This window comes from Winogradskyella psychrotolerans, from assembly GCF_018860565.1.
GTDB classification, from domain to species: Bacteria; Bacteroidota; Bacteroidia; order Flavobacteriales; family Flavobacteriaceae; genus Winogradskyella; species Winogradskyella damuponensis.
This window is the reverse complement of the sequence record NZ_JAHKPS010000022.1, coordinates 309,176-322,509: the sequence shown is the minus strand read 5'-3', so window position 1 is coordinate 322,509 and position 13,334 is coordinate 309,176. Positions and strand designations below refer to the sequence as shown.

Here is a 13,334-nt window from a genome sequence, read left to right as displayed (position 1 = left end):
GCTTGAAAAAAAGAATTATGTATCAAGAAGCGCGCCCAAAGGCACATGGGAATATTATAACTTATATGGACTTTCTCACGAAGAAATATTAACTACTGCTAATTGCAAAATATAGCACTAAAATATTATTCTAAAAGAAACTTTTAAACCTGAAATTATGAAAAACAAATACGCAATAGTTCTTATTCTAACATTATTAATATTTAGTTCTTGTTCAAAATCTAGTGATAATAATGATACTACCTTAAATGAAGAATTTGGAGCCCAATTTAGTGGAAATATGATAACAGGAAACATAAACAATGATATTGAAGGTGTCGTTTCAATATCTGAAACAGGCAATTTTATTTTAGAATCATTTTCTGGAAGACTTACTGGTAACGCTGAGCTTGAAAACAATATTTATACCATTACCAATATAAGTGGTAATGGTGCTTTTGAGAGTTCTACATTCTCTGATGGTCAATTAAATTTAGATAATTTAAACTTAAATATAGAAGGAACTTATATTGACTCTACTCCTATTGCAATAAACGGTGAAATAGAAATAATTTGGATTGAAGAATATGAACAAATGTGGACAGATGCCAGAACTAAATCCTCTGTTTTCTTTTCTCATAACGAACTTTGTAGTGCTTCTATAACTATTAATGGCATTACCTTATATGGCTTAGGAACTCATTATAATGAAAACGGAGCTTTATGTGACCAATCTACTTATGGTGATTTATTTACAACCAAATACCATAGAGATGTTGATAATGATATATCTGAAACATTATGTAATACACAAACCTTATTTAATCCACTTACCGGCGAATATAACACATCTGAATGGTGTACAATTAGTAAGTTTATTGTTGATAAAAACACCCAATATACTTATACTGTTGATTGGGATAATGGTTACAGTTATACAGACACATTTATGTCTGCCGATGGTGGTCAAGCTATTACAATTTGTCCAACAAACCCATTAGAAGATTGTGATGACTTTGATTCAGGTAATGGAAATAATCAAGAGCAGGAAATTATTGAAAATACTATCATTATTGATTATGCAAATAGTGAGACTATTGAAAACGGACAATTTAATTTTTCTAATTTATGTTCATTAGAGTCAGGAAGTAACCATATAATCATTTTTGGAGATGAAAATAGTCCTTCAAGGATACGCCTTTCAACATATATCCTAGACGAAGGTATATATAATTTTAGTGATCCATATCCATCTACCCCGAAGATATATGCTAGAATTATTTCTGACGGTATACTTTACGACTATTCTCCTACTGGAAGTTTTGAAGTTACTTTTATCGAGCGTTATCCAGATAGTGGAGGTGAGATTCATTTAACCTTTAATGAGGTATCTGTAGATGCTTTTTTCCCAAACTTAGGAAACAATATAGAGTTTTCAGGAACATTAAAAGCTAGGTGGGAATAATTAGTGTTAATTCGTCTCTTCAATTTATCCAAAACAACAATTAAACAAATTCTATCATGAAAAAACTAAACGATATCACGAAGTTTTAACTGATATTTTTTCACTATTGAAAACCAAAATACCACAATTCAAACTGCCTACTGAAGACTAAGGACTGCCGACATATTTTCATTATCTTTGCAATTCAAAATAGATAAATTAAAATTTAAAAATATGTATCCAGCAGAATTAGTAAAACCAATGCGTGAGGATTTAACCAGCGTAGGTTTTGAAGAATTACACACATCAGAAGCTGTAGAAAATGCTATTGCTAAAGAAGGTACAACCTTAGTGGTTGTAAATTCTGTTTGTGGTTGTGCAGCAGCAAATGCTAGACCAGGAGCTAAAACAAGTTTACAAAACCCTAAAAAACCAGATCATATCGTTACTGTTTTTGCAGGTGTAGACAAAGAAGCTGTTGATGCAGCGAGAGCACACATGGTGCCTTTTCCTCCAAGCTCGCCAAGTATGGCTTTGTTTAAAAACGGAGAGCTAGTACACATGTTAGAACGCCACCATATTGAAGGTCGTCCTGCAGAATTAATTGCAGAAAATCTTAAAGATGCTTATAACGAGCATTGCTAAAAGATAAAAAAACGAAGTATTTAAACCACGATTTTTATCGTGGTTTTTTTGTACATAAATTGCAATGATTACCTTTGTTACATGAGAAAACTACTAGCCTATCCGCTTTCTATTATATTTTATTTATGCTTTGGGTTAACCTTGGTTATATTTCATATAATCCAATGGATTAGCTTTAATGTATTTGGCTATAAAGCACTTAAGATTAGTGTAGATTGGCTACAATTTTTTATTATGCGTTGCCTTAACCTTTTGGGCACCAGAATCTCATTTTACAATCCCTATAACATTAGTACAGACAGACCCTTAATTATTGTTTGTAACCACCAAAGCATGTATGACATATCTCCTATTATGTGGTATATGCGTAAGCATCACGTAAAATTTGTTTCTAAAAAAGAATTAGGAAAAGGGATCCCAAGTGTTTCTTATAATTTACGTCACGGAGGCTCTGTTTTAATAGACCGAAAAGATGCGAGACAATCACTATCTGCAATGATGACCTTTGGAGACTATATTGAAAAAACCAAAAGAGCAGCCGTTATTTTCCCCGAAGGTACACGAAGCAAAAATGGAGTTCCAAGACCATTTAAAACCAAAGGCTTAGAAATGTTAATCAAAAAGATACCTTCGGCACACATTGTTCCTATTACAGTTAATAACTCATGGAAAATGTTACGCTACGGGAATTTCCCAATGGGAATAGGAAATCATATGAAATTTACTGTTCATAAGCCCTTAGAAATTATTAACTTTACAAATAAGACTGAATTAATTGAGCAAGTAGAACAAACCATTGTTGCTGCTATTGAGAATTAATTACCTAAACACCATTAAGATGTCTCTAAAAAATGTAAGATTAGAAGTGATGCAGCATCTCGAAAAAGATGTACAATCGCTAATTGAAAAATATTTAATTCCTGTTGAAAAAATCTGGCAACCTACAGATTTCCTACCAGACTCTACAAAAGATTCTTTTCATGAAGAGGTTAGAGAAATTAGAGAATTATCTAAAGAACTACCTTACGATTTTTGGGTTGTTTTAGTTGGAGATATGATTACTGAAGAAGCCTTACCAAGTTACGAATCATGGCTTATGGACGTTGAAGGTGTAGGCCAAATTGAACGTAATGGATGGTCTACATGGCTAAGACATTGGACAGGTGAAGAAAACAGACATGGTGATGTTTTAAATAAATACTTGTACTTATCTGGCCGCGTAAATATGCGTGAGATTGAAAAAACGACTCAATATTTAATTAATGACGGTTTTGATATTGGTACAGGCAGAGATCCTTATAAAAACTTTGTATACACAAGCTTTCAAGAGTTAGCAACCTATATTTCTCATAACCGTGTCGCTAAAATTGCCAAACAAAAAGGCAATAAGCAATTGGCTAAAATGTGTAAAATCATTTCAGGAGACGAAATGCGCCACCACCATGCCTATTCGGAATTTGTAGAGCGCATTTTTGCTATAGATCCTAACCAAATGATGATGGCTTTTCATGATATGATGAAACGCAAAATTGCGATGCCAGCACACTTTTTAAGAGAATCTGGCGAGAGTATTGGTACAGCTTTTGAAGAATTTTCTAACACTGCACAACGTCTTGGCGTATACACGTCTAACGATTATGTAGATATCTTACAGAAACTAATTGACCGTTGGGAAATAGGAAAAATGACCGGACTTAATGAGGAAGCCGAAAAAGCAAGAGACTACTTAATGAAACTACCTCCTAGAATGTATCGTTTGTCTGAACGTATGAAGATTCCTGAGAATTCTTATCAATTTAAATGGGTAGATCCTGCGTAATAATTTCGTATGACAATTTCTGATGCGCAACTCATTGAAGCTACTATTGATTTCGTTAAAACCGAACTCAAGCATGCTGAAGGTGGCCACGATTGGTTTCATATTGAACGCGTTTATAAAAACAGCTTATCAATTGCCAAATATGAAAATGTAAACCTTACAGTGGTGTCATTAGCAGCTTTACTACACGATATTGCAGATCCTAAATTTCATAATGGAGATGAAGCATTAGGAGCTAGAATAGCCAGTACGTTTCTATTAAAACACAATGTAGACAGTGAAATTATTGAGCACGTGACTCAAATTATAGACAACATGTCTTTTAAAAATTCATTCGATTTGAATACTGCATTTACGTCTAAAGAAATGGAAGTCGTACAAGATGCCGATCGCTTAGATGCTATTGGTGCCATTGGTATTGCACGTTGTTTTAATTATGGAGGCTTTAAAGACAGAGCGCTTTATAACCCAGACATTAAGCCTAATCTTAACATGACTAAGGCCGAATACAAACATTCTGAAGCACCAACAATAAATCATTTTTACGAAAAATTGTTACTTCTAAAAGATCAAATGAACACCAAAACAGCAAAACGCATGGCCTTAGAGCGCCATAATTATATGGAAGGCTTTCTGAAACAGTTTTATGCAGAATGGGAAGGAAAGCTGTAATTAATCCCAATATACTTTTATATTTAATGTTTTTCCATTTATAACCTCAACGGTTTCATTAATTATAAAATATTTACTTAAGGGTGTTTCTTCGATGCCTCCAGTATTGTAACTATTTTCTGTTCCCCAGAATTCAAACGTATAATTATATATGCCAGAAGACACATTTTCAAGCCTAACCTGTTTATCACCAGATCCGCTTTCTTCTTTTATAATATTAACTTCTGGAAATTCAATACGAACCCTTGCCATAGCATAATTATTAGGAATATTAAAATCAATCGCTATAGCCCCTGTATTTAACGATGTACCACTACCTCCTGAAACATATTCAGCATCTGAAACTTTAATCTCATCTTTTTCGCAGCTTACTATCAGTAACGTTAAACATAGAACTACTACTTTAAAAAATGTTGTGTATTTCATATTGAAAATTATTTTGCCAATTTACAATATTTTTAAAAGAGGAGTTGAAGCCATACTATTACTTTAGATATTGCTTATAAATTCTTAATACAGCCTCTTGTAAGGAATGAGAATAAAAAAATAGGCTAACTCTCTTTAGCCACCTCTAAAGCCGTTAATTTATATTCAATAGCTGCCATTTCCTCTCCGTAATGAATAATTTCATCTGCAGACAAGTTGTTATTAGAATTTACTGCATCTAATATATCTTGGCCTTTTTTAGAATAATAAAGTATTGCAATATCTATTTTGTCATCCATAAGTATGAAATTTAATTATTGAACCATTAATTTTAATTCACTTCTATATTTAGAAGCGCTTTTGCCTGTAAACTCTTTAAATAATTTATTGAAGTGTGAAAAATTATTAAAACCACATTCAAAGCTAATATCTGTAATACTCATTTGGCTTTCCGAAAGTAATTTTGTGGCATGTACAATACGGTATTCATTAACTAGCTTTGTAAATGTTTTACCTGTTACTTTTTTAAAGTAGCGACAAAACGCTGGAACCGTCATACTTACTTTATCTGCAATCTCATCTAAACTAATATGTTCTTTAAAGTTTTGGTTAACATGCTTAAAAATGACATCTATTTTAGCACTATCTTGTGGTTCTGTTTCAAAAGCAAAACCATCTGCATTTAAAATGGTATAATCTTCAGATTTAGCCAAACCATGCAACACCTCTAATAAAATTAGGATTTTTTTAAAGCCTTCTTTTTCATTTAATTTTTCAATCTTCTTTCCTAATTTTTGCTTTGTTTTAACGCCAAATAGAATGCCTTTCTTAGACAATTCAAACATTTTATTAATCGCTTCCATTTCTGGAATATCAAAAAAATGATCTCCTAAAAATTCAGGTTTAAACTGCACTAAGGTTTCTGAGCCATTTATGGTTAATCGATCCGTAAAACCATTGTGCGGTAAATTAGATCCTATTAATAACAGTTGACTATTATTAAAATAAGACAAATGATTTCCTATATGGCGCTTACCCTGTCCTTTGTTAACATAAACTAATTCTATCTCGGGATGAAAATGCCAAAACGGCTTCTTTTCTTCTTTATAAGAGTCTATTTGATGCTTTCTAACTAAAATAGAACTACCAAATTCAGGGCTTATTTTTTCTAAAGTAGGTTTTCTTGTATTCATAACATATCAATTATTGCAAATTTAATTCTCCTACATTTTAAAACCTATAGCAGATTGATAATAATGTGCGCTATTTTAACCTAATATGATAATAAAACGACACATAAAGTTAATTATGTATATAAATGTGCCAAAATCAATGTTTTACACAAGTAATATTGGCAATACCTTTGTCGTATAAAATCATTTGAGCTGGAGTTGTAAATAACCTCTTCGATTTCAGTTTTAACCTAAAAAATGAAATATTATGAAAACATTATTTAAACACATTTTAGTATTAGCTGTAATGTTAGGCACATTTACGAGCTACGCAAATGCAACATTAGAAGTATTACCTTCTTTTAATAGTGTAAAAAAAGGGAATTCCATATCGGTTACTGACGCTAGCGGAAATATTGTATTTAGTGGTCTTATTAACTTTAATGGTAATATTAGACAACTATACGATTTCACACAATTAAAGGATGGTATATATATGATTGAAATCAATAAGGATTTTGAAATTGAAATTAATACGGTAGAAGTTAAAAACAATACGGTACATTTTTTAAATACTGAAAATGAAAAGATTTTCAAACCTGTATTTAGAATTCAAAATGACAAACTTATAATCTCCAAAATAGCTTTAAACAATCCAAAAATGGACATAGAGCTATATTACAATAACGAATTAATTTATTCAGAAACGGTAAATGGAAAAGAAGTACTAAATAGAGTTTATAAATTAGACCATGCTATTAAAGGAGAATATACAGCAGTTGTTAAATCCAACGCCAGAGTATTTACTAAAAACTTTAAACTATAGATTATTCTATTTTCTAAATTTAGAATTATATAATTGATTGTGGGCCACTTAAGGCCCACTTTTTTTATTTAAAACGGTACTAATCAACACAAATAAAAGTATGGCAAATAGAATTTCAAACTTTAAAAATATTTGAATTCGATAAAATTATAGCAAATTACCATCAATATATACTATTTTAACCTATTGATTCAATCAAAATCCTATACATGTTAATTTTGTATACTAATCTACCAATATGCTTGTTTTTCAAAAGGCAAACCTGCTATAAATTTGCAGTATAAAATCGTTAATAGTTGAAGTGATGTCTTTAACAACACAAAACGATTAAAATTAAAGATTATGAAAACATTATTAAAAAACATCTTAGTATTAGCAGTGGTGTTAGGAACATGCACAAGCTACGCAAACACAACAATAAACACAACATTACCTTCTAAAGATTTACGCAAGGGAGACCATATTTCTGTATCTAATACGGCAGGAGAAGTTGTTTACAGTGGACGTATTAACTATAATGGAAACATAGAAAAGCTTTATGATTTTTCACAATTAGAAGATGGTATTTACACTGTTGAAGTGAATAAAGACTTTGAAATTGATATTAACTCAATACAAGTAAAAAACAACAAGGTTACTTATTTAGAAACTTCAAATAAAAAAATCTTTAAGCCTGTATTTAGATCTGAAGATTCTAAAGTTATCATCTCAAAATTAGCCATGGATACTAATGAAATGGTTGTAGAGTTATATTTTGAAAATGACCTTATCCATACTGAAACTATAAAAGGAAAAGAGATTCTAAATCGCGTATACAAATTAGATCAAAACCTTAAAGGTAACTACACAGCAATCATTAGAGCAAATGGCCGTGTATTTGTTGAAGATTTTAAATTATAAATTGATTGTTTATAAATTAGTTTTATTTATTTAGTTAAAAAAGTGGGTTCTCTAATACCCACTTTTTTTTGTTTAAAAGAGTTTCATTTGACCATCTTTATAAGGCTGATGAAGAGACGTGTTTAGCTTTGGCATTGTCTTACACTTAAAATATTTAAACCTCGCCAATTTTATTAAATCGTTAATCTGCTTAGCAATTTGCCCCTCGCCTTGCATACGTTTGCCATATCTACTTTCATTTAGTGTACCTCCATGGCAATTTTCAATTTGACGTAAGACTTTTTCTGCTCTATCTGGCATTGCTTTCATTATCCAATCTGTAAAGATTTCTCCAATAGCTCCGTTTAACCTCACAATAGTGTGCCCAATACTTAAAGCTCCAGCTTCTGATACGGCTTTCGCCATAGGTAAAATCTCATGACTATTAATAGATGGAATGATAGGTGCTAACATTACATTTACCGGAACACCATTGTCACTTAATTCTTTTACAACCTGAAGCCGTTTTTTAATCGTTGCAGTCCGCGGCTCTAAAACTCGTCTAGTATCTTCCGATAATGATGTTATAGAAATATTTACTGATATTAAATTGTCCTTAGCTAAGGCTTTTAAAAGGTCTAAATCTCTTAATATTAAAGCATTTTTAGTAATGATACCAACAGGGTGTTTGTACTTTAAAAACACCTCTAAACATTGCCTAGTAATCTCAAATTGTTGTTCTGCGGGTTGGTAACAATCGGTATTGCCAGACATAACAATAGTCTGCGCGTTCCAACTTTTCTTTTTTAAATGTGCTTCTAATAGTTTAGATGCATCTTTTTTAACTAATATCTTACGTTCAAAATCTAAACCTGCACTATACCCCCAAAACTCATGACTATTGCGTGCATAACAATAAATACAGCCATGCTCGCAACCTTGATACATATTCATAGAATAAGCCATACCAACATCTGGACTCGTTACTTTATTGACAATCGTTTTAGGAAATACGTTAAGATATTGGGTTTTATTTTTGTCTGCAATTTCACCTTCTTTATGGCAAAACTCCAAAAAATCATCTCGCATTTCGTAAGACAACTCAAAAAAACGATTATGTGTATTTTTCTGAGCGCCTCTTCCTTTTATATTAGATTTGGGATTTATCATACTATAAAATTAGCATGAAACCTGTATAAGTGTGGCTACAGGTTGTAGTTTTAACGCTATTGATTTATTTAACAGTATTAAAGTTTACGCATAAAAAAAACCTTAATTTAAAAACTAAGGTTCTTTAAATTTGATTGCTGTTGTTCTTATTAATCTAATATTGGAGTTACAGTATAACCTGCTTTTTTAAGTAAACTAATAACCCCTTGATCGCCACCTAAATGTGCTCCTCCTACAGCATAAAACACTGTATTATCTTTAGAGTAAGCTTCCATTTTAGGAATCCACCTATTATTTCTGTCATCTAGAAAACGTTTCATGCCTTCAATATCATCATTCATATAGTCGTCCATAAAGTCATACATGCCATCTACATCTTCCGCAAGATAGTATTGTAACAACTGGTTATAGAGTTCTTCGCTATTTCCATTGTCTACCATTTCAACTAAGGTATCTATTTGCTCTTCATAAGGATCTCCGTCAAAAGCATTAATCTGATCGGCTATGTTTTCCAACCCACTCACCTCTTTGTTCGCCGATTTAGCCATATTTATTATGCTCATCTCATAACTCTCTAATGGTCCATCTCCAATTGCTGTCATCGTTAATACAGACATTAACATCATAGGTTTAAACGTATTGAAATTATTAACGCCTACACCTGTCTTCTCCTTTAAGTAAGTATCTAATATTTTAAATTCATCATCAGACATATACATTTTTAACGATTCACCTTTGTTTAACATTGATAATTTCATAAAATCTACTTTGTAATTAGGATCATCCATATCAATCTCTAGCACCACTTTATCTGAAGATTCAAAAGCCTTTTGTACTTTGTCCTTTATGATAAAATCCTTTTTAGGTATCATATGTATGGTACCAAATAGGTAAGACGTTTTAATATTATCTCCTTCTATTTTCCACAAATTAGTTTTAGGATTATTCTGAGCTAGTATGTTAAATGTTGTTGCGATAAATACAACTATGATGAACGTGATTTGATTTAATTTTCTCATGATTTTAGTTTTATTAATGATTATGATTTAGCTTAATATTGTTATTAAAGTTTCTATAATTAATTTGATTAGGGATACCATATTATTTTAAATTTCTAATTGACCGTTTTTGATTGTTATTGTGTCGTGCCTATCTTCTGAAATAATATCTAGGCTTATTAAGTTGAAGTTTTCAAGAGCTTCTACATCATTTATTAATAATTGATGAATACGATTGGCTTCTTTTTGTAAGGATTCGTATTTGCAGTTAATTAAACTGAAACTTACATGCTCTACAGAAAACCCTTTAACATTAGAATATTGCACTCCTTTAGAATACATATCCTTTGAAATGCTCTCGCAATAGCAATGCGTATTTAAAGAGGCTTCAATTTGATTTACCGTGATTTCATCAGCTGTATAGCTATCATAAAAAGCACTAAAAACACCTACTAGAAAAGCTCCTATTACCATAGCGATTGAGATGTAAATAATTCGTTTTTTCATTTTCAAAAGAGATTTAATTGGTTTGTGATTGTGAAGCCAAAGTACCTTTAAAAAAACGCATAAAACAAAGGAAGCATACCCAGTTTTAGAAAAATAGGGTATGAAAAATAAATCCTAATTATCTGAAATCAAAACAATTAGCACACCAACAAGTAGTTTGACAGCGTTTGTATAGTGAAACCCCTAAATTTATAAATTTAGGGTAAAAATGAATGTATTTTAATCTAAAGCATTCAACTTTTTAATGTAGAACGACGGATTTAATCCGGTTTGTTTTTTGAAATATTTGGTGAAGGAATCTGCACTTTTATAACCTACTTCTTCAGCAATGGATTGAATGGAAAACTTTCTAAAACGATTATCATTTTTGAGTTTTAAAACCGCATAGTTAATTCGTAAATCGTTGATATAGGCATTGAAATTTTTCTGGTAATGAGAATTTACAACCTTAGATAAGTACGACGTATTTGTTTTTATTTTCTTAGCTACATTGTAAGAATTGCAATCATGCCTTAAAAAATATTCTTGTTTTTCTAACTTATTTAAACCTTCGAGAATCTGATGTTTGGTAGTTTCATTTATATCCGAAGAATTATCTTCTTGAGCCTCATCTTTTACATCATCGCTAACAGATCCCATATTGTTTTCTGTATTTACCTTTTCTAAAAGTATCTTAAATTTTGCTTCGTTTTTCTTTTTAAGCCTACTGAATCTAAAAAGAAAAACTAACAGAATAAGAATGATTACAACGGAAACCGCAACACTATATTTAAAGTTATTCTTTTCAGAATTTATAGCATCCAATTCGGCCTCAAAAGCCTTTAACTCTTGCTGTTTAAAAACAGCAACCACTGTATCTTGAATTTTATTAAGCGCTTCGGTAGTAAGAATATATTTTTCAAAATAAAAATTAGACTTTTCTATATTACCATTGTATTTATAGGCTTTAGCTAACATTTTATAATGGTCCTCCATAAAGCCTTCCTCCTCTTCAGAAACATTGTAATTATCTAACCCTTCTTGCAAAACTGTTTGGGCTTTTGCATACGCTTTGAGACCTATATACGCTTTGCCATACAGTCCGGAATAAACCAAAGATTCCAATTCACCTATTGGTAAACAATATGTTTTTGAGGTTTCAAAATTAGAAAGCGCTTCATTGTACTTGCCATACAAGATATTGACTTCGCCTTGAGTTCTATACAGCGTTTTTGAAAGACAACTATCCTTTACAATCTTATTTAATGCAATGGCTTGGTCTAAATAAGCTTTAGCAGAATCTTTTACTTTAGATTTTATATAAGCTAAACTTAAATAATATAGTGTAACTGTTTGAGATTTTAAATTACTCTTATGAGTTGAAGAGGTAAGCTCTACACCTTTGCGTCTACTTAAAGCCAATGCTTGTTTAAGATAATTTATAGATGCTTCCCGATCGCCAACAAAAGATTTTACATAACCCAATTGCATTAAAATGGTGCTTTCTAACTCCAATTTATTTTGTTTTCTGGCCAAGGCTAAGGCTCTATTTTGCATTTCCATAGATTTGCCAATACGCCCTTGAAAAAAATAACTGCGACCTAGCTTATAGGTAATTGCAGCCAACTCTTGCTCTAAAACATCTGTTGTTGCTAAGGCAAACATTTTCTCTTGTTCGGCCTCAAAAGTATCAAACTGTCTTAAATTAATTTGAAGATCAATAAACTTAGATAATCCTCGTATTGCTTCTTTTGCATTAGACTCCCCTTCTGCTTTTTGAATGTAATACACGATTAATTCTTCAGTAAGCTCTAAATCTTCTAGATAGCTTTTATCAATTAAACTAGAAAGATTATCGTAAGATTTTAAAAAAAGTGTATCGCGCTCTTGACCATTCAAACAGATTATGAATAGTGAACAAACAAAAACGAGAATTACTTTTTTCATTAAGTAAATTACTTCCCTGGAAAATCAGCTTTACGTTTTTCTAAAAATGCTGTTGTACCTTCTACAAAATCTTCAGTTCCAAAGCAATTTCCAAATTGTTTGATTTCTACTTTATAACCATCTTTTCCGTCTGTGTAATTAGCGTTTATCGCTTTTATAGCTTTGCCAATAGCTACTGAAGAATTTCGCATAATTTTACCTGCAATTTTTTCAGCCAAAGGCAATAATTCTTCTAATTCAACTACATGATTAACTAAACCGTAGTTTAAAGCTTGATTAGCATCAATCATACCTGCTGTCATCACCATTTCCATAGCTCTACCTTTACCTACTAACTGTGGTAAACGCTGTGTACCTCCGTACCCAGGAATCACACCAAGAGACACCTCTGGCAATCCCATTTTTGCATTACTACTCGCGACTCTAAAATGACAAGCCATTGCTAATTCTAAGCCTCCACCAAGAGCAAAACCATTAACTGCTGCTATAACAGGTGTGCTTAATTTTTCAACAAAATTAAATAGTAAATCTTGTCCTTGCGCAGCTAGCTTTCCTCCTTCTTCTACACTAAAATCTGCAAACTCGCTAATATCAGCACCTGCTACAAAAGCTTTTTCTCCACTACCAGTGATAATTATAACTTTAGTATCTGCATCAGCATCAGCATCCTTAAAAGCATCGTGTAGTTCTTGAATAGTCTCTTTATTCAAGGCATTCAACTTCTTTGGTCTATTGATCGTAATGGTTGTAATTCCGTTTGAGTATTCTGATAAAATGTTTTTGTAATTCATTGAAAATTTATTTTTCATTCCCATTGAAACTGGAAATCTAGTTGTTATATTCTTAAAATGTCTTTGCAAACACTATCGCC

Annotated in this window: 15 protein-coding genes; 7 read left to right on the top strand and 8 right to left on the bottom strand. The window is 31.6% G+C overall.

Annotation, left to right across the window (positions count from 1 at the left end; translation table 11 throughout):
* Nucleotides 1–157: 157 nt before the first annotated feature.
* From KO504_RS10335 to KO504_RS10315, 5 genes are all read left to right on the top strand, one after another.
* Complete coding sequence (locus tag KO504_RS10335; RefSeq protein WP_215926609.1) at nucleotides 158–1,444, top strand: hypothetical protein; 1,287 nt, start codon at nucleotides 158–160, stop codon at nucleotides 1,442–1,444.
* 213 nt (nucleotides 1,445–1,657) lie between these two features.
* The gene (locus KO504_RS10330) at nucleotides 1,658–2,068 is read left to right on the top strand and encodes a BrxA/BrxB family bacilliredoxin (RefSeq protein WP_215926607.1); all 411 of its coding nucleotides are present in this window, start codon (nucleotides 1,658–1,660) and stop codon (nucleotides 2,066–2,068) included.
* An 81-nt stretch (nucleotides 2,069–2,149) separates the two neighbouring features.
* Nucleotides 2,150–2,887 (top strand): lysophospholipid acyltransferase family protein, encoded by a 738-nt coding sequence (locus tag KO504_RS10325; RefSeq protein WP_215926605.1) that lies wholly within the window; start codon nucleotides 2,150–2,152, stop codon nucleotides 2,885–2,887.
* Nucleotides 2,888–2,906: 19 nt separating this feature from the next.
* The gene (locus KO504_RS10320) at nucleotides 2,907–3,887 is read left to right on the top strand and encodes an acyl-ACP desaturase (protein WP_215926603.1); all 981 of its coding nucleotides are present in this window, start codon (nucleotides 2,907–2,909) and stop codon (nucleotides 3,885–3,887) included.
* 9 nt (nucleotides 3,888–3,896) lie between these two features.
* A complete protein-coding gene (locus KO504_RS10315) occupies nucleotides 3,897–4,559 on the top strand; it encodes an HD domain-containing protein (RefSeq protein ID WP_215926601.1) in 663 nt (220 codons plus the stop codon).
* Here KO504_RS10315 and KO504_RS10310 read toward each other — a convergent pair whose 3' ends face one another.
* From KO504_RS10310 to KO504_RS10300, 3 genes are all read right to left on the bottom strand, one after another.
* On the bottom strand, nucleotides 4,560–4,985 hold the full coding sequence (locus tag KO504_RS10310) for a hypothetical protein (protein WP_215926599.1): 426 nt from the start codon (nucleotides 4,983–4,985) through the stop codon (nucleotides 4,560–4,562).
* A gap of 125 nt (nucleotides 4,986–5,110) precedes the next feature.
* Nucleotides 5,111–5,284, bottom strand: a complete 174-nt coding sequence (locus KO504_RS10305) for a hypothetical protein (RefSeq protein ID WP_215926597.1) — start codon at nucleotides 5,282–5,284, stop codon at nucleotides 5,111–5,113.
* Nucleotides 5,285–5,299: 15 nt separating this feature from the next.
* On the bottom strand, nucleotides 5,300–6,178 hold the full coding sequence (locus KO504_RS10300; RefSeq protein WP_215926595.1) for an AraC family transcriptional regulator: 879 nt from the start codon (nucleotides 6,176–6,178) through the stop codon (nucleotides 5,300–5,302).
* A gap of 247 nt (nucleotides 6,179–6,425) precedes the next feature.
* On the opposite strand from KO504_RS10300, the gene KO504_RS10295 reads away from it, so the two are divergent.
* Nucleotides 6,426–6,983, top strand: coding sequence for a hypothetical protein (locus KO504_RS10295; RefSeq protein WP_215926593.1), 558 nt, complete (start codon nucleotides 6,426–6,428; stop codon nucleotides 6,981–6,983).
* A 342-nt stretch (nucleotides 6,984–7,325) separates the two neighbouring features.
* On the top strand, nucleotides 7,326–7,883 hold the full coding sequence (locus KO504_RS10290; RefSeq protein ID WP_215926591.1) for a hypothetical protein: 558 nt from the start codon (nucleotides 7,326–7,328) through the stop codon (nucleotides 7,881–7,883).
* A 72-nt stretch (nucleotides 7,884–7,955) separates the two neighbouring features.
* Here the strand turns inward: KO504_RS10290 and KO504_RS10285 are convergent, their stop codons facing one another.
* The 5 genes from KO504_RS10285 to KO504_RS10265 form a co-directional block, all read right to left on the bottom strand.
* Complete coding sequence (locus tag KO504_RS10285; protein ID WP_215926589.1) at nucleotides 7,956–9,032, bottom strand: PA0069 family radical SAM protein; 1,077 nt, start codon at nucleotides 9,030–9,032, stop codon at nucleotides 7,956–7,958.
* Nucleotides 9,033–9,181: 149 nt separating this feature from the next.
* Nucleotides 9,182–10,051 (bottom strand): TraB/GumN family protein, encoded by an 870-nt coding sequence (locus KO504_RS10280; protein WP_215926587.1) that lies wholly within the window; start codon nucleotides 10,049–10,051, stop codon nucleotides 9,182–9,184.
* Between the two features lie 87 nt (nucleotides 10,052–10,138).
* On the bottom strand, nucleotides 10,139–10,537 hold the full coding sequence (locus KO504_RS10275; protein WP_215926585.1) for a hypothetical protein: 399 nt from the start codon (nucleotides 10,535–10,537) through the stop codon (nucleotides 10,139–10,141).
* Nucleotides 10,538–10,756: 219 nt separating this feature from the next.
* Complete coding sequence (locus KO504_RS10270) at nucleotides 10,757–12,463, bottom strand: AraC family transcriptional regulator (protein ID WP_215926583.1); 1,707 nt, start codon at nucleotides 12,461–12,463, stop codon at nucleotides 10,757–10,759.
* Nucleotides 12,464–12,471: 8 nt separating this feature from the next.
* A complete protein-coding gene (locus tag KO504_RS10265) occupies nucleotides 12,472–13,254 on the bottom strand; it encodes an enoyl-CoA hydratase/isomerase family protein (RefSeq protein ID WP_215926581.1) in 783 nt (260 codons plus the stop codon).
* Nucleotides 13,255–13,334 lie beyond the last annotated feature (80 nt).

Bases quoted from the DNA above. Each gene is read 5' to 3' on its own strand.
- KO504_RS10335 (WP_215926609.1), top strand. From the start codon at position 158: ATGAAAAACAAATACGCAATAGTTCTTATTCTAACATTATTAATATTT.
- KO504_RS10330 (WP_215926607.1), top strand. From the start codon at position 1,658: ATGTATCCAGCAGAATTAGTAAAACCAATGCGTGAGGATTTAACCAGC.
- KO504_RS10325 (WP_215926605.1), top strand. From the start codon at position 2,150: ATGAGAAAACTACTAGCCTATCCGCTTTCTATTATATTTTATTTATGC.
- KO504_RS10320 (WP_215926603.1), top strand. From the start codon at position 2,907: ATGTCTCTAAAAAATGTAAGATTAGAAGTGATGCAGCATCTCGAAAAA.
- KO504_RS10315 (WP_215926601.1), top strand. From the start codon at position 3,897: ATGACAATTTCTGATGCGCAACTCATTGAAGCTACTATTGATTTCGTT.
- KO504_RS10310 (WP_215926599.1), bottom strand. From the start codon at position 4,985: ATGAAATACACAACATTTTTTAAAGTAGTAGTTCTATGTTTAACGTTA.
- KO504_RS10305 (WP_215926597.1), bottom strand. From the start codon at position 5,284: ATGGATGACAAAATAGATATTGCAATACTTTATTATTCTAAAAAAGGC.
- KO504_RS10300 (WP_215926595.1), bottom strand. From the start codon at position 6,178: ATGAATACAAGAAAACCTACTTTAGAAAAAATAAGCCCTGAATTTGGT.
- KO504_RS10295 (WP_215926593.1), top strand. From the start codon at position 6,426: ATGAAAACATTATTTAAACACATTTTAGTATTAGCTGTAATGTTAGGC.
- KO504_RS10290 (WP_215926591.1), top strand. From the start codon at position 7,326: ATGAAAACATTATTAAAAAACATCTTAGTATTAGCAGTGGTGTTAGGA.
- KO504_RS10285 (WP_215926589.1), bottom strand. From the start codon at position 9,032: ATGATAAATCCCAAATCTAATATAAAAGGAAGAGGCGCTCAGAAAAAT.
- KO504_RS10280 (WP_215926587.1), bottom strand. From the start codon at position 10,051: ATGAGAAAATTAAATCAAATCACGTTCATCATAGTTGTATTTATCGCA.
- KO504_RS10275 (WP_215926585.1), bottom strand. From the start codon at position 10,537: ATGAAAAAACGAATTATTTACATCTCAATCGCTATGGTAATAGGAGCT.
- KO504_RS10270 (WP_215926583.1), bottom strand. From the start codon at position 12,463: ATGAAAAAAGTAATTCTCGTTTTTGTTTGTTCACTATTCATAATCTGT.
- KO504_RS10265 (WP_215926581.1), bottom strand. From the start codon at position 13,254: ATGAATTACAAAAACATTTTATCAGAATACTCAAACGGAATTACAACC.